General features: G+C 72.0%; 18 protein-coding genes. 8 read left to right on the top strand and 10 right to left on the bottom strand.

Annotation, left to right across the window (positions count from 1 at the left end):
- Positions 1 to 171 precede the first annotated feature (171 nt).
- Positions 172 to 1,527: a PhoH family protein gene (locus tag BLU55_RS09995; RefSeq protein WP_091733728.1), complete on the top strand. Its 1,356-nt coding sequence runs from the start codon at positions 172 to 174 to the stop codon at positions 1,525 to 1,527.
- 209 nt (positions 1,528 to 1,736) lie between these two features.
- On the top strand, positions 1,737 to 2,351 hold the full coding sequence (locus BLU55_RS19755; RefSeq protein ID WP_197680953.1) for an aggregation-promoting factor C-terminal-like domain-containing protein: 615 nt from the start codon (positions 1,737 to 1,739) through the stop codon (positions 2,349 to 2,351).
- A 24-nt stretch (positions 2,352 to 2,375) separates the two neighbouring features.
- Here BLU55_RS19755 and BLU55_RS09985 read toward each other — a convergent pair whose 3' ends face one another.
- Both BLU55_RS09985 and BLU55_RS09980 read right to left on the bottom strand, forming a co-directional pair.
- On the bottom strand, positions 2,376 to 3,761 hold the full coding sequence (locus BLU55_RS09985; RefSeq protein ID WP_091729094.1) for a class II fumarate hydratase: 1,386 nt from the start codon (positions 3,759 to 3,761) through the stop codon (positions 2,376 to 2,378).
- A 30-nt stretch (positions 3,762 to 3,791) separates the two neighbouring features.
- Positions 3,792 to 4,511: a polyamine aminopropyltransferase gene (locus BLU55_RS09980; protein WP_091729091.1), complete on the bottom strand. Its 720-nt coding sequence runs from the start codon at positions 4,509 to 4,511 to the stop codon at positions 3,792 to 3,794.
- Positions 4,512 to 4,770: 259 nt separating this feature from the next.
- On the opposite strand from BLU55_RS09980, the gene BLU55_RS09975 reads away from it, so the two are divergent.
- Both BLU55_RS09975 and BLU55_RS09970 read left to right on the top strand, forming a co-directional pair.
- Positions 4,771 to 5,739 carry a hypothetical protein gene (locus BLU55_RS09975; RefSeq protein WP_091729088.1) on the top strand — a complete coding sequence of 323 codons (969 nt, stop codon included), beginning with the start codon at positions 4,771 to 4,773 and terminating at the stop codon, positions 5,737 to 5,739.
- Positions 5,740 to 6,216: 477 nt separating this feature from the next.
- Positions 6,217 to 6,453, top strand: a complete 237-nt coding sequence (locus BLU55_RS09970; RefSeq protein WP_091729085.1) for a hypothetical protein — start codon at positions 6,217 to 6,219, stop codon at positions 6,451 to 6,453.
- Positions 6,454 to 6,459: 6 nt separating this feature from the next.
- On the opposite strand, the gene BLU55_RS09965 is transcribed toward BLU55_RS09970, so the two are convergent.
- Positions 6,460 to 8,136, bottom strand: coding sequence for a fumarate hydratase (locus BLU55_RS09965; protein ID WP_091729082.1), 1,677 nt, complete (start codon positions 8,134 to 8,136; stop codon positions 6,460 to 6,462).
- On the bottom strand, positions 8,120 to 9,181 hold the full coding sequence (locus BLU55_RS09960) for a LacI family DNA-binding transcriptional regulator (protein ID WP_091729080.1): 1,062 nt from the start codon (positions 9,179 to 9,181) through the stop codon (positions 8,120 to 8,122). Before BLU55_RS09960 ends, BLU55_RS09965 begins: the two co-directional genes overlap by 17 nt.
- Before the next feature lie 44 nt (positions 9,182 to 9,225).
- Here BLU55_RS09960 and BLU55_RS09955 point away from each other — a divergent pair, with 44 nt between their 5' ends.
- Positions 9,226 to 10,641, top strand: a complete 1,416-nt coding sequence (locus BLU55_RS09955) for a GH1 family beta-glucosidase (protein ID WP_091729077.1) — start codon at positions 9,226 to 9,228, stop codon at positions 10,639 to 10,641.
- Here BLU55_RS09955 and BLU55_RS09950 read toward each other — a convergent pair.
- The 3 genes from BLU55_RS09950 to BLU55_RS09940 all read right to left on the bottom strand — a co-directional run bounded on the left by BLU55_RS09950 (position 10,631) and on the right by BLU55_RS09940 (position 14,027).
- A complete protein-coding gene (locus BLU55_RS09950) occupies positions 10,631 to 11,584 on the bottom strand; it encodes a carbohydrate ABC transporter permease (RefSeq protein WP_091729075.1) in 954 nt (317 codons plus the stop codon). The two genes, BLU55_RS09955 and BLU55_RS09950, sit on opposite strands and share 11 nt — an antisense overlap.
- Complete coding sequence (locus BLU55_RS09945) at positions 11,581 to 12,543, bottom strand: carbohydrate ABC transporter permease (RefSeq protein WP_091729072.1); 963 nt, start codon at positions 12,541 to 12,543, stop codon at positions 11,581 to 11,583. Before BLU55_RS09945 ends, BLU55_RS09950 begins: the two co-directional genes overlap by 4 nt.
- 104 nt (positions 12,544 to 12,647) lie before the next feature.
- Positions 12,648 to 14,027: an ABC transporter substrate-binding protein gene (locus BLU55_RS09940; protein ID WP_091729070.1), complete on the bottom strand. Its 1,380-nt coding sequence runs from the start codon at positions 14,025 to 14,027 to the stop codon at positions 12,648 to 12,650.
- Between the two features lie 210 nt (positions 14,028 to 14,237).
- On the opposite strand from BLU55_RS09940, the gene BLU55_RS09935 reads away from it, so the two are divergent.
- Positions 14,238 to 15,320 (top strand): ABC transporter ATP-binding protein, encoded by a 1,083-nt coding sequence (locus BLU55_RS09935; RefSeq protein ID WP_091729067.1) that lies wholly within the window; start codon positions 14,238 to 14,240, stop codon positions 15,318 to 15,320.
- Positions 15,321 to 15,339: 19 nt separating this feature from the next.
- On the opposite strand, the gene BLU55_RS09930 is transcribed toward BLU55_RS09935, so the two are convergent.
- Entirely contained in the window at positions 15,340 to 16,278 is a 939-nt protein-coding gene (locus tag BLU55_RS09930; RefSeq protein WP_091729064.1) for an alpha/beta fold hydrolase, read from the bottom strand.
- 75 nt (positions 16,279 to 16,353) lie between these two features.
- Between BLU55_RS09930 and BLU55_RS09925 the strand changes: the two genes are divergently transcribed.
- Positions 16,354 to 17,217, top strand: a complete 864-nt coding sequence (locus BLU55_RS09925; protein ID WP_157682816.1) for an alpha/beta fold hydrolase — start codon at positions 16,354 to 16,356, stop codon at positions 17,215 to 17,217.
- Here the strand turns inward: BLU55_RS09925 and BLU55_RS09920 are convergent.
- Positions 17,150 to 18,076 carry a carbohydrate kinase family protein gene (locus tag BLU55_RS09920; protein ID WP_091729058.1) on the bottom strand — a complete coding sequence of 309 codons (927 nt, stop codon included), beginning with the start codon at positions 18,074 to 18,076 and terminating at the stop codon, positions 17,150 to 17,152. The genes BLU55_RS09925 and BLU55_RS09920 overlap by 68 nt on opposite strands.
- An 11-nt stretch (positions 18,077 to 18,087) precedes the next feature.
- The gene (gene glpX / locus BLU55_RS09915) at positions 18,088 to 19,113 is read right to left on the bottom strand and encodes a class II fructose-bisphosphatase (protein WP_091729056.1); all 1,026 of its coding nucleotides are present in this window, start codon (positions 19,111 to 19,113) and stop codon (positions 18,088 to 18,090) included.
- A 42-nt stretch (positions 19,114 to 19,155) separates the two neighbouring features.
- On the opposite strand from glpX, the gene BLU55_RS09910 reads away from it, so the two are divergent.
- Complete coding sequence (locus BLU55_RS09910; protein WP_091729053.1) at positions 19,156 to 19,713, top strand: DUF4245 family protein; 558 nt, start codon at positions 19,156 to 19,158, stop codon at positions 19,711 to 19,713.
- The last annotated feature ends 1 nt before the right edge of the window (position 19,714 follow it).

Raw genomic sequence — 19,714 nt, 5'->3', positions numbered from 1 at the left:
CCCGATCCAGGAGGGGCGAACCTTCGTGACCACTCACGACGAGAGCACCACCGGGAGCCAGCACTCGGGCCCCCGGCGCCTGACCCGGTCCGAGCACGACCACTAGCGGACCGGGGCGCTGAGTGCGCGCGCCGGTCACAAGGGGAAACCGTGGCACCAGCGCAGCGCCCACTGTCCAGCACCGCGTCCAGCACCGCCCGCGAGCGGTCCCCCGAGGACCTCGGTGACGACGGCCGTCGCACCTACGTCCTCGACACGTCGGTGCTCCTCGCCGACCCGAAGGCGATCAACCGCTTCGCCGAGCACGAGGTGGTGCTCCCCGTCGTCGTGATCACCGAGCTCGAGGCCAAGCGCCACCACCCCGAGCTCGGCTACTTCGCCCGCTCGGCGCTGCGCGGCCTCGACGAGCTCCGCGTCGCCAACGGCCGGCTCGACGAGCCGGTCCCGGTGGGGGAGGACGGCGGCACGCTGCGCGTCGAGCTCAACCACACCGACGCCGCGTCGCTGCCCTCGGGCTTCCGGCTCGGGGACAACGACACCCGGATCCTGGCCGTGGCGCGCAACCTGGCCGACGAGGGCCACGACGTCACGCTGGTCTCCAAGGACCTGCCGATGCGCATCAAGGCCTCGGCCGTCGGCCTCGACGCCCAGGAGTACCGCGGCGAGCAGGTCCACGAGTCCGACGCCGGCTGGACGGGCATGACCGAGCTCGAGGTCACCGGCGCCGACCTCGACGAGCTGTACGACGACCAGGTGATCGACCTCGACGTCGCCAAGGACCTGCCGTGCCACACCGGTCTGGTGATGGTCTCCGAGCGGGGCAGCGCCCTGGGCCGCGTCAAGGCCGACAAGCAGGTGCACCTCGTGCGCGGCGACCGGGAGGCCTTCGGGCTGCACGGCCGCTCCGCCGAGCAGCGCATCGCCCTCGACCTGCTGCTCGACCCCGAGGTCGGCATCGTGTCGCTGGGCGGCCGCGCCGGCACCGGCAAGTCGGCGCTGGCGCTGTGCGCGGGCCTCGAGACGGTGCTCGAGCGGCGCCAGCACAAGAAGGTCGTCGTGTTCCGGCCGCTGTTCGCGGTCGGCGGCCAGGAGCTCGGCTACCTCCCCGGCAGCGAGTCGGAGAAGATGTCGCCCTGGGGCCAGGCCGTGTTCGACACCCTGGGTGCCATCACCACGCCCGACGTCGTCGACGAGGTGCTCGACCGGGGCATGCTCGAGGTGATGCCGCTGACCCACATCCGCGGCCGCTCGCTGCACGACGCCTTCGTCATCGTCGACGAGGCGCAGTCGCTGGAGCGCAACGTGCTGCTGACCGTGCTCTCGCGGATGGGGGCCAACTCCAAGGTGGTGCTGACGCACGACGTGGCCCAGCGCGACAACCTGCGGGTGGGCCGCCACGACGGCGTCGTCGCGGTCGTCGACCGCCTCAAGGGGCACCCGCTGTTCGCCCACGTCACGCTCACCCGCTCCGAGCGCTCGCCCATCGCGGCCCTGGTCACGGAGATGCTGGAGCACGTCACGATGTAGGGCCGGTCGGTGACGCAGGCCACGCGCCGCAGGGGTGGTTCGATTTGCAACCACCCCTGCGGGTGTGTTTCGGTGGAGGTTCTTCCCTGCGCGTTCCGCCTCACCCACTCGGGTGGTCGATCGAGGACCTGGAGCGCGGTTGACGTTGTCGCCAACCCCGAGGGCTCACCTTGTCGTCACACCACCATGCCAAGCACCGCACGCTGCCCGTGCCCGGCTCGCGCCGCCGCGGCGCCCGACGTGCCGCCGGCCTGACCGCCGTCGCCCTGGGCGCCACCGGTCTCGTCGTGGCCGCCGGCGTGCTGACCGGCGGCGGCGCCGCCGGTCCCCTCGACGGCTCCGGCGTGGCCCTGTCGGCCGCCGCGCCGACGCCGTCGCCGCTGAGCGACACCGAGCTCGCCGAGCGCACGGACCGGGCCTCGCGCTCCGAGGGCGACCGGACCGCCGTGCTCGACCGCGGCAAGGCCCGCACCCTGGCCAGCGACGCCGGTCGGGCCGCCACGAAGTCCCAGGACCTGGCGGACGCCGACCCCAAGACCCTGGCCCGGGCCCTGATGCCCCAGTTCGGCATGAGCGCCTCGGAGTTCGGCTGCCTCGACAGCCTCTGGTCCGGCGAGTCCGGGTGGCGCGTGGACGCCGACAACCCCAGCTCCTCGGCGTACGGCATCCCGCAGGCGCTGCCCGGCTCCAAGATGGCCTCGGCCGGCGCCGACTGGGCCACCAACCCCGCGACCCAGATCAAGTGGGGCCTGGGCTACATCCGCGACCGCTACGGCTCGGCCTGCGGTGCGGAGTCCTTCAAGCAGGGCAACGGCTGGTACTGAGCCGACCGGCTCCCGGCCGCGGGGTCAGCGGCCGGTCATCGAGCGGACGTCCAGGGCGGCGTCGAGCTGCTCCTCGGTGAGGTCGCCGCGCTCGACGTAGCCCATCGCGAGCACCTGCTCGCGGATGGTCCGACCTTCCTCCAACGCCGCCTTGGCGACCTTGGAGGCCTCCTCGTAGCCGATGTGGCGGTTGAGCGGCGTCACCACCGACGGTGACGACTCGGCGTACGCCAGCATCCGGTCCTCGTCGGCGGTGATGCCGTCGACGCAGCGGTGGGCGAGCAGCGGTGCCACGGCCGCGAGCAGCCGGATCGACTCGAGCAGGTTGCGGGCCATCACCGGCATCATCACGTTCAGCTCGAAGCTGCCGCTCGCCCCGGCCAGCGCCACGGTGGCGTCGTTGCCGACGACCTGGGCGCACACCATCAAGGTGGCCTCCGGCAGCACCGGGTTGACCTTGCCCGGCATGATGCTCGACCCCGGCTGCAGGTCGGGCAGGTGGATCTCGGCGAGGCCGGTGGTCGGCCCCGAGGACATCCAGCGCAGGTCGTTGCAGATCTTGGTCAGGCCGACCGCGATGGTGCGCAGCTGGCCCGAGAGCTCGACCAGCGCGTCCTGGCCGCCCTGCGCCTCGAAGTGGTTGCGGGTCTCGCGGAACGGCAGCCCCGTCTCGCGGGCGAGGTCGGCGATGACCTGCTCGGCGAACCCGTCGGGGGTGTTGATCCCGGTGCCGACGGCCGTGCCCCCCAGCGGCAGCTCGACGACGCGGGGCAGGGCGGACTCGACGCGCTCGATGCCGAGCCGCACGACGGCGGCGTACCCGCCGAACTCCTGACCGAGCATCACTGGGGTCGCGTCCATCAGGTGGGTGCGGCCCGACTTCACGACGTCGGCGAACTCCTCGGCCTTCGCCTCCAGCGACGTCGCGAGCACGTCGAGCGCCGGCACCAGGTCGGTGGTGGCGGCCTCGGCGGCGGCGACGTGGATGGAGGTGGGGAAGGTGTCGTTGCTCGACTGGCTGGCGTTGACGTGGTCGTTGGGGTGGACCTCGACACCGGCGCGGGCGGCGAGCGAGGCCAGCACCTCGTTCATGTTCATGTTGGAGCTGGTGCCCGAGCCGGTCTGGAAGACGTCGATGGGGAACGCGTCGTGGTGGCGGCCCGCGATGACCTCGTCGGCCGCGGCGGCGATCGCGTCGGCCTGCTCCTGGTCGACGATGCCCAGGGCCGCGTTGGTGCGCGCGGCGGCCTTCTTGACGCGGGCGATGGCCACGACGTGCGCGGGCTCCAGGGTGGTGCCGCTGATGGGGAAGTTCTCGACCGCCCGCTGGGTCTGCGCCCGCCACAGGGCGTCGCGGGGGACCTCGATGTCGCCCATGCTGTCGTGCTCGGTGCGGGTCTGCTCGCTCATGCGGCGAACGTACCCGCCCGGCTCAGGACGTCACGCGGCGTCGGGGCGCGCGACGTAGAGGTAGTACGCCTCCTGCCGGCCCTGCAGCGCCACGTCGAAGGCCCGCTCCTCGCACCGACCGAACACCTCGGTCATGGTGTCGAGCAGCTCGGGCGCGGTGTCGGCCGACCAGACCACGACCACGCCGCCGGGAGCGAGCAGCCGCCGCACGTCGGTGAGGAAGGCCCGCGCGTAGACCGCGGCGTTGGCGTCGTGCACGAGGTAGCCCGGTCCGTTGTCGACGTCCAGCAGCACCAGGTCGTAGCGGCCGGCGCCGCTGCCGCCGGTCGTCCCGTCGGCCGCAGCGTCCCCGGTCGCCTCGGCCACGGCGCTGCGGACGTCGGCGGTGACCACCCGCACCCGCCGGTCGGCCAGCAGAGCTGGTCCGTGCGGCACCGTCCCGTCGCGCATCCAGCCGACCAGCGCCTCCTCCAGCTCGACGACCACGACCCGCTCGACCCGCGGGTCGCCCAGCAGCCGCTGCACCGTGAACCCCAGCCCGAGCCCGCCGACCAGCACGTCGCGCGGGTCCTCGACCAGCGCCAGCGCCGCTGCCGCCAGCTCGATCTCCGTCGAGGTCTCCTGGTTGTCCATCACGAACACCCCGTTGACCCGCAGCTCCAGCACGGCCGGCCCCCGGTCCGTCGTGCGCCGTCGCAGCAGGACCTCGCCCCGCTCCGTCTCCGCCCTCGCCACCTCGACGTGCTCCACGGGGGGTGCCTCCTGGTCGTCGTCGGTGTCGGGGTGGGCCGGCCCCGAGGTGGTCGTCCGATCCCGGGGTGCGTCATGCGAGGTGGTCGCGGGGGCGGCCGGGATGCATGACGTCCCGGGGGACGTCGTACGCGGTGGTCGCCGGGACGGCCGCAATGTATGACGTCCCGCTGGTCCACAGGAACCCGGGCGGCGTCGGTCGTCCACAGGTCGCGTCGTGGCCTGTGCGGATCGAGGTCGGTGGTCGCAGGCTGCAGCCATGGACATCCAGCGGGCCGGGCGCGACGAGCCGAGACGGGGCGACCGCGGGCGTCGCGTCCGGGAGGTCGCGTCGCGGCAGGGCGGCGTCGTGGCGCGGTCGCAGCTGTACGCCGCCGGCCTCACCCGCAGCGAGGTCCGCGCCGACGTCCGGGCCGGTCGGTGGCAGCTGATCGGTCGCCACTGCGTGGTGGTGCACTCGGGGCCGCTCACCACGCAGGCCCGCCTGTGGTCGGCGGTCCTCGAGGGTGGACCACGGGCCGTCCTCGACGGGGACTCGTCGCTGGTGGCCGCTGGTCTCGAGCACTACGAGCCGGAGCGGATCCGCGTCTCGGTGCCCCGGGGCGCCCGGATCCGCCACCGCGGCACCACGGTGGACATCCGGCAGACCCGCCGCTGGGACGCCGGTGACGTCGCCGGCGGTTCGTCGCCGCCCCGCACCCGCCCCGCGGTGGCGGCCGTGCGCGCGGCGCTGTGGGCACGGACCGAGCGGCAGGCGACCCTGCTCGTGACGATGGCGGTGCAGCAGCGGCTCACGACCGTCGCCGACCTCGCGGTGGAGCTGATGCGCATCCGACGGGACCGGCGTCGCGAGCAGTTGGGCAACCTCCTGCTCGACCTCGCCGGAGGCGTCGGCTCGCTGGGAGAGCTCGACGTGCTCCGCGGATGTCGGGAGCGCGGACTCCCGCTGCCCGACCAGCAGGTGGTGCGGCGTGCTCCCTCGGGGTCCTGCTATCTCGACTTCCGCTGGGACCGCTGGCACGTGGTCCTCGAGGTCGACGGCATCCAGCACACCTGGGCGGAGAACCTCGTCGCCGACGCCGTCCGCCACAACCGGGTCGCCCTCGACGGTGACGTCGTGCTCCGCCTCCCCGTCCTCGGCCTCCGCGTCGCCCCGGACGTGTTCTTCGACCAGGTCGAGGAAGCACTTTGTCGCGCCGGCTGGCGCGCCCCGCGCTCAGCGGCATGAGTGAGACGCCACCGGACGCCCGGGAGGCAGCACCACCTCGTGGGAGGCGGCACCACCTCGCGCGGTCGGGACGTCATGCGGGGTGGTCGCTCCGGCGGCCAGTTCGCATGACCTCCCGTACGACGTCATGCGGACCGGTCCCCGGGCCAGCCACTTCGCATGACGCGCCGTCGCCCCCGACGGCCACGTCGCATGACGCGGCCACACCCGGGCAGCCACCTCGCATGACGCGCCCCGCCCGGACGGCCACCTCGTACGACGCGCCCAGCCCGGACGGCCACCTCGTACGACGCGCCCAGCCCGGACGGCCACCTCGTACGACGCGCCCAGCCCGGACGACGCGGGCCCGCCCCGTCGGCCTGATGACGTCTGGGGGGAGCGCACCCCGTGAGGACCCGCTCGCTAGCCTCGGGGAGCACGCCGAGCGGCAGCAGCCGCGCGGCCAGGGACGCAGCACGACGAGCAGAGGGAGTCACCGTGGGCGAGCAGGAGTCCGAAGGCCAGGTCTCGGAGGCCAGCAGCATGGGCGGCGGGCCGCAGCCGATCTCGGACGACCAGTCGGTCGCGGGTCAGCCCCACGAGGACGACGTGCAGGAGGGCCGCCAGGGCCCCAACGCCCGCAGCGGGTCGCGCGACGAGGCGCACCGCAACGGCGACTACGTCAAGGACGACGAGGTCCGGGACCCCGCCGTCGACCGCGACCTCGAGGCCTGAGCGCCCCTACTCCGCCGAGCGCACCCGCAGCCCGCTGATCGGCACGGTGACGGCCCCCGACGGGTCGGTGAAGAAGTCGTTGCCCTTGTCGTCGACGACGATGAAGGCGGGGAAGTCCTCGACCTCGATCTTCCACACGGCCTCCATGCCGAGCTCCTCGTACTCCAGCACCGACACCGACTTGATGCAGTCCTGGGCGAGGCGGGCGGCGGGGCCGCCGATGGAGCCGAGGTAGAAGCCGCCGTGGGCCTCGCAGGCCTGGGTGACGACCTTGGAGCGGTTGCCCTTGGCCAGCATCACCTTGGAGCCGCCGGCGGCCTGGAACTGCTCGACGTAGGAGTCCATCCGGCCGGCGGTCGTCGGGCCGAAGGAGCCCGACGCGTAGCCCTCGGGCGTCTTGGCGGGCCCGGCGTAGTAGACCGCGTGGTCGCGCAGGTACGACGGCACCTCCTCGCCGGCGTCGAGCCGCTCCTTGATCTTCGCGTGCGCGATGTCGCGGGCCACGACCAGCGGCCCGGTCAGCGAGAGCCGCGTCTTGACCGGGTGCCTCGTCAGCTCGGCGAGGATGTCGTCCATCGGCTGGTTGAGGTCGATGGCGACGACGTCGCCCTCCTCCAGCTCGGTCTCCGGGAGGTACGACGCGGGGTCGGTCTCGAGCTGCTCCAGGAAGACGCCCTCGGGGGTGATCTTGCCCAGCGCCTGCCGGTCGGCCGAGCACGAGACGGCGATCGCGACCGGGCACGAGGCACCGTGGCGGGGCAGCCGCACCACGCGCACGTCGTGGCAGAAGTACTTGCCGCCGAACTGCGCGCCGATGCCGAACGACTTGGTCAGCTCGAAGACCTGCTCCTCGAGCTCGACGTCGCGGAAGCCGTGGGCCGACATCGAGCCCTCGGTCGGCAGCTCGTCGAGGTAGTGCGCGGAGGCGTACTTCGCGGTCTTGAGCGCGAACTCCGCGCTGGTGCCGCCGATGACGATGGCCAGGTGGTACGGCGGGCACGCGGCCGTCCCGAGCGAGCGGATCTTCTCGTCGAGGAACTCCAGCATCCGCTTCGGGTTGAGGACCGCCTTGGTCTCCTGGAACAGGAACGACTTGTTGGCCGAGCCGCCACCCTTGGCCATGAAGAGGAACTTGTACGACGGCGTCCCGTCGGCGTCGGGGGTGGCGTACAGCTCGATCTGCGCGGGCAGGTTGGTGCCGGTGTTCTTCTCCTCCCACGTCGTCAGCGGCGCGAGCTGGGAGTAGCGCAGGTTGAGCTTGGTGTAGGCGTCGTACACGCCGCGGCTGATGGCCTCGCCGTCGTCGGTGCCGGTGAGCACGCCCTCGGACTTCTTGCCCATGACGATGGCGGTGCCGGTGTCCTGGCACATTGGCAGCACGCCGCCGGCGGAGATGTTGACGTTCTTGAGCAGGTCGGTCGCCACGAAGCGGTCGTTGCCCGACGCCTCGGGGTCGTCGATGATCCGGCGCAGCTGCGCCAGGTGCGCGGGGCGCAGGTAGTGGGCGATGTCGTGCATCGCCTCGGCGGTCAGCCGCTGGATCGCCTCGGGCTCGACCTGCAGGAAGGTGCGACCCCCCGCCTCGAAGGTGGAGACACCCTCGGTGGTCAGCAGCCGGTACGGCGTCGGGTCGGCGCCGGTGGGCAGGAGGTCGGAGTAGCGGAACTCAGGATCGGTGGCCACGACCGGCGATTATCCCGTACGCCGCGCCGCCCGCGGGCGCGGGCCCGGTGCTGGAGCGGACCACCAGCTCGGTCTCGAGCACCAGGTGGCGTGCCGGGACGGGCTCCGGCGGGTCCTCGTCGAGCAGGGCGAGCACCTGCAGCGCCGCCTGCCGACCCTGCTCCGCGACGGGCTGCCGCACGGTCGTGAGGTCGAGGAACTGCGCCATCTCGTGGTCGTCGATGCCCACCACGGACAGCTGCTCGGGCACGGCGACGCCCCGGTCGCGGGCGGCCCGGAGCACGCCGATGGCCATCTCGTCGGAGGCGCAGAACACCGCGGTGGGGGGCTGGTCCAGGTCGAGCAGGTCGTGGCCCGCGGCGAGCCCGCCGGCGACGGTGAAGCCACCGACCCGCTCCAGGGCGGGGTCGGCCTCGAGGCCGGACTCGCTCATGGCGCGGTGGAAGCCGACCAGCCGGGCGCGCGGGGTGGCGAAGTCGAGGGCCTCCTCGGCCGAGCCGCCGACGTAGGCGATCCGGCGGTGGCCGAGGGCGGCCAGGTGGGCCACGGCGGTGACCGAGGCGGCCTCGTCGTCGATGGTGACGCTGGGCCAGGTGGGCACGCTGGCGCCGACCAACACCACGCGGGCGGCGTGGTCGGCCAGCCACGTCTGCTCGGCCGGGGTGGGCTGCAGCCCGAGGATGACCACGGCGTCGGCGCGCTTGGTCAGCTGGTGGGTCTGCATCACCCGGTGGCGGGCCTCGGCGGAGCCGGCGAGGTTGAACAGCAGCAGGTCGTAGCCCCGGCCGCTCAGCACCTGCTCGGCGCCGTGCACGACGGTGGAGAAGAACCAGCGGCTGACGTAGGGCACCACCACGGCGACGGTGCGGGTGCGTCCGGTGGCCAGGTTGGCGGCCGTGCGCGAGGGCACGTAGCCCAGCCGTGCCGCGGCCTGCTCGATCCGGTGGCGGTTGTCGGCCGACACGCCGGGCTGGCCGCGCAGGGCGCGCGAGACCGTCGCGATCGAGAGGCCGACGTCGAGGGCGACGTCCTTGATGCCGGTCATCGGCGCTCCCGCCGGCGGGGGAGCGGACCGTAGGGTTCCCCGACATGAGCCCCGCACTGCCCGAGCCCGGCCGATTCGCCCTCGGCACCGCCACCGCGTCCTACCAGATCGAGGGGGCCTTCACCGAGGACGGCCGTGGCCCCTCGATCTGGGACGTCTTCAGCCAGCGCCCCGGCGCGACCGCCGACGGTCGCGACGGCTCGGTGGCCTGCGACTCCTACCACCGGTGGACCGAGGACCTCGACCTCGTCGCCGGCCTCGGCGTGGAGTACTACCGCTTCTCCATCGCCTGGCCGCGGATCGTGCCCGAGGGGCGCGGGCGCGTGGAGGAGCGCGGGCTCGACTACTACGACCGCCTCGTCGACGGCATGCTCGAGCGGGGCCTGGTGCCCAGCGCCACGCTCTTCCACTGGGACCTGCCGCAGGCGCTGGAGGACGAGGGCGGCTGGCTGGTGCGCAGCACCCCCGAGGCCTTCGCGGAGTACGCCGACGTGGTGGCGCAGCGGCTCGTCGACCGGGTGGGTCTGTGGGCCACGCACAACGAGCCGTGGTGCGCGGCGTACCTCGGCTACGCCGCGGGCGTGCACGCCCCGGGTCGCCAGGAGGGGGGAGCGGCGCACCGCGCGGCCCACCACCTCAACCTGGGCCACGCGCTGGCCGCGGAGCGGCTGCGGGCGGCGGGCGCCGAGGCCGTGGGCATCGTGCTCAACCTCGCCCCGATCTGGCCCGAGCGGGAGGAGGCGCGCGAGGTCAGCGCCGGCATCGACGCCATCCGCAACGCGGTGTGGCTCGACCCGCTCGTCGACGGGGCGTACGGCGAGCAGCTGCTGTCCGTCGCGCCGGAGCTGGCCGACCCCGAGCTGGTCCAGACCGGTGACCTGGACCGGATCCAGGGCTCGGTCGACTGGCTGGGCGTCAACTACTACACGCCCGTGCGCCCCGACGTCGCCCTGGCGGACGCCGCGCCCCACCCCGAGGGGGGCGCCTACCCGGGCGTCGCGCCCTTCGACCTGGTGGTCCGCGAGCCCCGCACCGACATCGGCTGGGAGATCGAGCCCGCGGGCCTGACCGACGTGCTGACCACGACCTGGGAGCGCGTCGGCGTGCCGATCATCGTCACCGAGAACGGCGCCGCCTGCGTCGACGAGGTCGCGCCGGTCGCGGAGGGCGAGGCCCCGACGTACGCCGTCGACGACCAGGACCGCATCGACTACCTGCGCGGCCACCTCGCTGCGGTGAACGACGCGCGCCGCGCAGGTGCCGACGTGCGGGCCTACTTCGTGTGGACCCTGCTCGACAACTTCGAGTGGGCCGAGGGCTACACGAAGACCTTCGGGCTGGTGCACGTCGCGTCGGAGGACCAGACGCGCACCCCCAAGGCCTCCTACCGGTGGGTGGCCGCCCATGCGGACGACCTCCGCGAGGCTGCCCGAGTCGCCGGGGCGGCCGTCAGCCCTTGACACTTCCGGCCAGCAGGCCGCGCACGAAGTAGCGCTGACCGGCGAGGAAGACGATCAGGGGCACCACCAGGGAGACGAACGCACCGGCGCTGAGCAGGTGCCAGTCCTCGCCGCGCTGGCCCGCCAGCGCGGCGAGCCGCACCGTCAGGGGCGAGACGTCCAGGTTGCCGCCGGCGAACACCAGCGCCACGAGCAGGTCGTTCCAGACCCACAGGAACTGGAAGATGCCGAAGGCCGCGATGGCCGGGGTGAGCAGCGGCAGCATGATGCGGGTGAAGATCTGCACGTGGCCGGCGCCGTCGACGCGCGCCGACTCGATCAGCTCGCCGGGGATCTCGCGCATGAAATTGTGCATCAGGTAGATCGCCAGCGGCAGCGCGAAGATCGAGTGGGAGAGCCACACGGTCCAGAAGCCGCCACCGACGGCGTTGGCGCCCGCGAGCTGGGGCAGGCCGAACGGCGGGTTCACGTAGAGCTTGAGCAGCGGGATCATCGTCACCTGGATCGGCACGATCTGGAGCGCGAAGACGGCCACGAACAGCAGGTGGCGGCCCTTGAAGTCCATCCAGGCGAAGGCGTACGCCGCGAGCGTCGCCAGGCTGATCGGGATCAGCACCGACGGGATCGTGATGACGAACGAGTTCACGAAGTACGTCGCCAGGTCGACGTCGGAGCCGGTGATGACCGACTTGTAGTTGTCGAAGGTGAACGACGGGTTGGTGAAGGCGTTCCACCAGCCGTTGGTCTTGACCTCGCCCTCGGGGCGGAAGGAGGAGACCAGCAGGCCGAAGGTCGGGATCGTCCACAGCACGGCGATGACCAGCGCGACCGCCGATCCGATCCGGCTGGTCAGACCGCCGTGCGCGGCCGCGGCGGCGCTCTTCGGCGGGCCCGTGGGGGGCTCGATCTGCGCGGGGGCGATGGTGGGGGTGCTCGTGGTCATCGGGACTCCAGCTTGCGCATCTGACGGATGTTGTAGACGACGATGGGCAGCACCAGCACGAAGATCAGGGTGCCGAGCGCGGCTCCCAGTCCCTGCTGGAAGGCCCGGAAGCTCTGGGTGTAGAACTCGTTGGCCAGCACGCTGGTGCCGAAGTTGCCGCCGGTGCTGGTGCGGACGATGTCGAACACCTTGAGCGTCGCGATGCTGATGGTGGTGAGCACCACGATCAGGGCCGGACGGATGCTCGGGATCGTGATGAAGCGGAACATCTTCAGCGCGCTCGCGCCGTCGAGCTTGGCGGCCTCGATCATGTCGTCGGGGATGGCCTTGATCGACGCGGAGAGCAGCGTCATGGCGAAGCCGGCCTGCACCCAGATGAAGATGACGATGAGGAACAGCGTGTTCCAGGGCTCGGTCAGCAGGAACCGGTAGGTCTCGACGCCGAACGACTTGAGGATGGCGTTGAGGATGCCGAGCTGGTCCTGCTCGGTGGCCTTGTAGTCGTAGACGAACTTCCAGATGATCGACGCGCCCACGAGCGAGATCGCCATCGGCAGGAACAGCAGCGTCTTGGCGAACTTCTCGAAGCGGGCGCGGTCGATGAGCACGGCGTACACCAGGCCGATGGCGGTCGCGAGGACCGGCGTCACGATGACCCAGATCGCGGTGTTGCGCAGCACCTGCAGCTGGGCCGGGTCGGTGAAGATCGCCTGGTAGTTGTCGAAGCCGACGAACTCGGTCAGCGAGCGGTTCTTGAAGGACTGCACGATCGTGGTGATCGCGGGGTAGAGCAGGCCGACCGCCACCATCAGCAGCGAGGGCAGCACGAAGGCGGCGACCTGGATGCGCTCGCCAGCGCGCGAGCGGAACCGCTGGGTCAGGAGCAGGATCGCGCCCATGACCCCGAAGAAGAGCAAGACAGCGAAGAGCAGGTTGAGGAACTTCTCAGGGGTGGACATGGCCGCTCCGAGGGTCGTCGTCGGGAGGGGGGACGTGGGCGGGTGGGGGACCGGGCCGCGGCTCGCGCCGCGACCCGGTCCTCACCACCCAGGGAGGAGACGGATCAGGAGGAGGGCCAGGACTTCTCGATGTTGCCGAGGGTCGTGGCGTCGTCCTGCCCGGTGATCCAGGCGGTCATCTGCTTCCAGAAGGAGTCGGCACCCACGGCGCCGGGCATCTGGTCCGAACCGTCGAAGCGGAAGACCGCGTCGGGGTCCTGGAAGGTCTCGGCCGACAGCTTGTCGATCGGGCTCTTCAGGTTGGCGATGTCCAGCCCCTTGTTGGCGCTGACCCAGCCGCCGCCGGGGGTGGCCTTGGCCTTCTCGTTGGCCCACGTGTCGGTCGACAGGTAGGTCTGGAAGGCCTGGACCTCGGGACGGTCGGCGAACGCCGCGACGAACTCGCCACCGCCGAGGACGGGCTGGCCGAACTCCTCGCTCGTGGTGGGCAGGTAGAAGGCGAACACGTCGCCGTCCTCGGTCACCTTGGTGCCCTCGGGCCACTGGGCGGCGTAGAAGCTCGCCTGGCGGTGCAGGCCGCACTCGCCCTTGAGGATCGGCAGGCCGGCCTCCTGGAAGGCGGTGGTGGCGATCGACTTCACGTCGCCGATGCCGCCGTTGACCATCTTGTCGTCCTTGAGGATCGAGCCGACGAGCTGCAGGGCGGACTCGACCTGCGGGTCGTCGAACGGGATCTCGTGGTTGACCCACTGGTCGTAGACGTCGGGGCCGACCTCGCGGAGCATGGCGTCCTCGAGCCAGTCGGTGGTCACCCAGCCGGTGGCGTCACCGGACTCGATGCCGGCGCACCAGGGCTTGATGCCCTTGGCGGCCATGTCCTCGGACAGCGTCATCATGTCGTCCCAGGTGGTCGGCACCTTCCAGCCGTTCTCCTTGAACATCTTCGGGGAGTACCACACGAAGGACTTCACGTTCGCGCCGAGCGGGGCGGCGTAGAACTTGTCGTCGACCGTGCCGTAGGCCTTCCAGTCCTCGCCCCAGAACTTGTCGACGTTCTCGCCGACGCCGGAGGGCGCCTCGACGACCTGGCCGGTGTCCTGGACCAGCGTCTTGAGCAGGCCGGGCTGGGGGATGTAGGCGATGTCGGGGGCGTTGCCGCCCTGGACGCGCACGTTGAGCTGGGCCTCGAACTCCGAGGAGCCCTCGTACTTGATGGAGGCGCCGGTGCAGTCCTCGAAGAGCTTGTAGCTCTCCTTCTGGGCCTTGTCCTCGGGCGCGATGATCGAGGTGTAGACGCTGACGGACTTGCCCGACAGGTCGCCGAAGGACGTGAGCCCCTCGCACTCGGCCTTGCCCTCGCCCGGGGACGTGCCGCCGGCCGAGGCGTCGTCGCCCCCGCCGCCGCCACAGCCGGCCAGCAGCATGGTGCCGGCGGTCAGGACAGCGGCAGCCGCCAGGCTCCGCGGTCTCGTGATTGCTCGCATGTGATCGTTTCTCCCTCGTCCTCGCCCCTGGGTGGGCCTGGTGCTGACAGCGCAGATGAAAGCGTTTACGTCATCGGTGCGTCAAGGCTGGGAGGTCACGACTGTGTAACGCCCGTCACAGGTCGACGGGAGGGGGGTGAACCCCTAGGGTGACTGCCGTCACTTACAACGGATCGTCCGGCACGTTCCTGCCGGTGAGGAGATAGACACATGGCAACCATCACGTTCAAGCAGGCTCAGCGCTGGTATCCCGGCGCCGACAAGCCCGCCGTCCCGGGCATCGACCTGGAGATCCACGACGGGGAGTTCATGGTCCTCGTCGGGCCCTCGGGCTGCGGCAAGTCCACGACCCTGCGCATGCTCGCGGGCCTCGAGGAGGTCAACAGCGGCCAGATCTTCATCGGCGACAAGGACGTCACCAAGCTCCCCCCGAAGGACCGTGACATCGCCATGGTCTTCCAGAACTACGCGCTCTACCCGCACATGACGGTGGCCGACAACATGGGCTTCGCGCTCAAGATGGCCAAGATGAAGCCCGAGGAGCGCAAGAAGCGCGTCGAGGAGGCTGCTCGCATCCTCAACCTGACCGAGTACCTCGAGCGCAAGCCCAAGGCCCTCTCCGGTGGTCAGCGCCAGCGCGTCGCCATGGGCCGCGCGATCGTGCGCAACCCGCAGGTGTTCTGCATGGACGAGCCGCTGTCGAACCTCGACGCCAAGATGCGCGTGCAGACCCGCACCGACATCGCCAAGCTGCAGGCCGACCTCGGCGTCACCACCGTCTACGTCACCCACGACCAGGTCGAGGCCATGACGATGGGCGACCGCGTCGCGGTGATGAAGGACGGCTACCTCCAGCAGGTCGACACCCCGCTCAACCTCTACGACCGGCCCGTCAACCTGTTCGTGGCCGGCTTCATCGGCTCCCCGCAGATGAACCTCATGGGTGCCACCGCCAAGGACGGCCGCGCCGTCATCGGCGACTACGCCGTGCCGGTCGACGAGACCGCCGCCAAGAAGATGAGCGGCGACGTCGTCGTCGGCGTGCGTCCCGAGGCCTGGCGCCAGGTCGGCCCCGAGGAGGGTGGCCTGCCGGTCACCGTCACCGTGGTCGAGGAGCTCGGCTCGGACGCGTTCGTCTACGGCACCAGCGGTGTCGAGGGCACGCCCAACAGCATCATCGTGCGGGTCTCGGGCCGCGACTCGGTCCACAAGGGCGACACGATCTACGTGACGACCGACCCCCGCAGCGTCCACGTCTTCGACGCGGACAGCGGCGAGCGGCTCAGCGACTGACCCGCAGCACCACCGGCTCCTAGGACCGGGCGTCGGCTCCCGTCGACGCCCGGTCCGCCGTACGTCGGACCAGGTCCACGAAGGAGTCGAACAGCGCCGGCGGGAGGTCGTGGCCCATGCCGTCGACCGTCAGCAGCTCGGCGCCCGGGATGGCGCGGGCCGTGGCGCGACCGCCCGAGACGTGCACCATCTTGTCGGCGGTGCCGTGCATGACGGCGGCCGGCACCCGCACCTCGCCGAGGCGGCGGGTGCGGTCGGGCTGGTTGAGGATGGCCAGCATCTGGCGCAGCACGCCGTTGGCCGACACGCCCCGGTCGAAGGTCTCCTCGGCCCGCGCGCGCAGCCGGTCCTCGTCGGTCGGGAAGCCGGGGGAGCCGATCAGGCGCCACATCTTGGCCGAGCCGAGGACGTAGGCCTCCTTGCCCGGCGTCCGGCGGGCCAGCAGCATCGGCAGCAGCGAGGGGTGCTGCCAGCCGACCGTGCGCCGCCCCAGGGTCGACATCACCGAGGTCATCGAGCGCACCCGCTCGGGGTGCTCCACGGCCAGGGTCTGCACGATCATGCCGCCCATCGAGATGCCGGCGACGTGAGCACTGGTCCAGCCCAGGTGATCCATGAGGCCGACCGCGTCGGCGGCCATGTCGCCCAGCTGGTACGGCGCCCGGGTGGGCCGGCCGAGGAAGGCCTGGACCAGCTGGGTCCGGCCGACCCGGCCGCGCACCCGGCTGGAGCGGCCGGTGTCGCGGTTGTCGTAGCGGACCACGTGGAAGCCCTCGCGGGCCAGCTGCTCGCACAGCTCGGTGTCCCACCAGTTCATCGGACCGCCGAGCCCCATCACCAGCAGCAGCGGGTCGCCGTCGGGCTCCCCGAAGGTCTGGTAGCACAGCTCCACCCCGGGAGACACCGGGGCGAAGAGCTCCTCGGACACGGGCACGGCCACGGGGTCAGGGGCGGACATGGTCCCTCTTTTCCGGATCATGGGGATTTCGGCGATGTGCGCCAGGTATCTGGTCACCAACGCTACCGTCCGAGGATGAGCTCACCACTCGGTTCCTTCCTGGTCCCCCCGGGGTTCGGCGGTCCGTCGGGCGTGCGGGCGCTGGCCCGGGAGGCCAGCACCGTGTCGGAGGCCGCGCGGCTGCTGCGGCGCTCCCGCGAGGACCGGCGGGCCCGCTCGGTGCTGCCGTACGCCGGCCCGCACCGCGTCAGCGCCCACGACCCCGTCGTCCTCGTGCCGGGGTTCATGGCCGGTGACTCGACGCTGCGCGGGATGGCGCTGTTCCTGCGGCGCGAGGGGTTCCGGACCTACCGCTCGCAGATCCACGTCAACGTGGGCTGCACCCGCGAGGCGGCGGACCGGCTCGAGCGGCGCCTGGAGACGATCGCGGTCCGCCGCGGCCGCAAGGTGACGGTGGTCGGCCACAGCCTGGGCGGCATGCTGGCCCGCGGCCTCGCCGCCCGCCGTCCCGACCTGGTGGAGGGCATCGTGGCGCTGGGCTCGCCGGTGCTGGCCCCGGGAGCGGTGCACCGGCTGCTGGCGTGGGACGCGCGGCTGCTCGCCCGGCTCAACGGCGCCGGGCTGCGGGGCCTCATGGGCGCCGACTGCTTCGGCGGCGACTGCGCCCGGCTGTCGTGGGAGGACAGCCGGCTGCCGCTCTCGGCGGAGCAGTCGTTCACCGCGGTCTACAGCCGCCGCGACGGGATCGTCGACTGGCGCGCCTGCCTGGACCCGGCGGCCACCCACGTCGAGGTGCGCACCAGCCACTGCGGCATGGCCGTCGACCCGGTCGTGCTCGACCACGTGCTGGCGGCGCTGCGCCGCCAGCAGCTCAGCCGGGCCAGCCGGTCGGCAGCTCCGAGCGACGAGGTGGGTTCGCGCCGCGCCGCTCGCAGGTGATGGCGGCGATCTCCACCGCCCCGGCGAGCAGCCGGGTCAGCGACGCCTCGTCGGCGGGCAGCTCCTGGGTGCCCGGGGTCAGCACCCCCAGGTCGTGCAGCTGCGCCAGGGTGCCGGCCATGAAGGCGTCGCCGGCGCCGACGGTGTCCACGACGTGCGTGGTGCGCGGCGCCACGCTGAACTCGCCGCCCGCGCAGTACGCCGTGGCGCCGTCGGGGCCGCGGGTCAGCAGCACCAGGTCGGTGCGCTCGCCCTCGAGCAGGGTGCGCGCGACGTCGTCGGGCGCCTGCGAGGGGTCGAGCAGCTCGGCGTCCTCGTCGCTCAGCTTCACCAGCGTGCACCGCGCGCCGAGCTCGCGGACCTGGCGCCACACCTCGGCGCGGTCGTCGACGAAGGTCTCGCGCAGGTTGGCGTCGAAGCTGACGAACAGCTCCCGCTCGCAGGCCTGCTCGACCAGGTCGCGCACCGACTCGCGGCCGGGCTCCAGCAGGGTGCCGAGGGACCCGACGTGCAGCGCCCGGCAGATCGGCAGCTCCTGGCGGGGCAGGCTCCAGTCGAGCTCGAACTCGTAGCGCGCCGCGCCCGTCGCGTCGAGGTGGGCCGTGGCGACCGAGGTGCGACCCGAGGAGGTCGGGGCCGCGACGATCTCGGCGCCGCTGGCGGTCACGTGGCCGACCACGACGCCGGCGCGCTCGTCGTCGCCGACCTGGGTGATCAAGGTGGCGGGCACGTCGAGGCGAGCGAGCCCGACCGCGACGTTGAGGGGGGACCCGCCCGGGGTCTCGGTGGAGTCGCCGTCGTGGTCCAGCACCACGTCGACCAGGGACTCACCGGCGACGACGACCATCTGCTCGCTCATCCGGGCGGGCCTCAGCGTCCGAAGTCGACGTCGGCGTAGGCACTCAGCTTGGACAGCCGGTGCTCGCTGTGGATGGAGCGGATCGTGCCGCTGCGCGAGCGCATCACCAGCGAGTGGGTCGAGGCGCCCCCGGCCTTGTAGCGCACGCCCTGCATCAGCTCGCCGTCGGTGATGCCGGTGGCGACGAAGAAGCAGTCGTCGCCGCGCACCAGGTCGTCGGTGAGCAGGACGCGGTCGAGGTCGTGGCCGGCGTCGACGGCGCGCTGCCGCTCCTCGTCGTCGGTGGGCCACAGCCGACCCTGGATGACGCCGTCGAGGCACTTCATCGCGCAGGCCGCGATGATCCCCTCGGGGGTGCCGCCGATGCCGAGCAGCAGGTCGATGCCGGTGCCCTCGCGGGCGGCCATGATGGCGCCGGCGACGTCGCCGTCGACGATGAACTTGATGCGCGCCCCGGTGGCCCGGATCTCCTCGGCCAGCTTCTCGTGGCGGGGCCGGTCGAGCAGCACGACCGTGACGTCCTCGGGCTTGGTGCCCTTGGCCTTGGCGACCTGGTGGACGTTCTCGGCCACGGGGTAGCGGATGTCGACGACGTCGGCGGCAGCCGCCCCGGTGACCAGCTTCTCCATGTAGAACACGGCCGAGGGGTCGTACATCGAGCCGCGGGGCGAGACCGCCAGCACCGAGACGGCGTTGGCCATCCCCTTGGCGGTCAGCGTGGTGCCGTCGATCGGGTCCACGGCCACGTCGACCTCGGGGCCCTCGCCGGCGCCCACCTGCTCGCCGTTGTAGAGCATGGGGGCGTTGTCCTTCTCGCCCTCGCCGATGACCACCGTGCCGCGCATGCTCACGGTCGAGATCAGCACCCGCATCGCGTTGACCGCGACGCCGTCGGCGCCGTTCTTGTCACCCTTGCCGACCCACCGGCCGGCGGCCATCGCGGCCGCCTCGGTCACGCGGACGAGCTCGAGGGCGAGGTTGCGGTCCGGGTAGCTCGGCGCGACGGTCAGGGCGTCGGGCAGGTGGCTCTCTGACATGGCAGTGATCGTAGCCTCAGGCGGACTTGGCAGGATGACGTCATGAGCCAGACCACCGGCCGGCCCGGCCGCTACAACCGCACCTCGGGCGGCCTGGTCGGCGCCATGATCATCACGGTGCTGCTGGTCGTGGTCTTCGCCTCCGTCCGGGGCCTCGTCTTCGGCGACCGCAGCAGCGACGTGGCCAGCGTGGACTGGGAGGCGCAGGTGCGCGCCGGCCGGGCCGACGGCAAGCTGACGGTGCCGGCCCCGCGGTCGCTGCCCGAGTCGTGGCGGGCGACGAGCGCGGCGTACGCCACGGGCACCGCGCCGTCGTGGCGGATGGGCGTGGTCACCGGCGACGAGCTCTACCTCGGCATCTACGAGCGCCTGGGCAGCGTCGCCGACCTGGTCGAGGAGCACGTCGACGCCAACGCCGAGCAGGGCGAGGACGTCACCGTGGCCGGGGAGACCTGGCAGAGCTTCAGCGACAGCGGCGGCGACTACGCGCTGGTGCGCCGCGTCGAGGAGCCGCAGGGCGGCCGGGGCACCGTGCTGGTCGTCGGGACCGTGCCGCGCACCGAGGTGCGCGACTACGTCGCCGGCCTCACGACCGGCTGAG

Source organism: Nocardioides scoriae (assembly GCF_900104965.1).
Classification (GTDB): Bacteria; Actinomycetota; Actinomycetes; order Propionibacteriales; family Nocardioidaceae; genus Marmoricola; species Marmoricola scoriae.
Note: the sequence above shows the minus strand (reverse complement) of the source record. Positions and strands in the feature narration are given on the sequence as shown.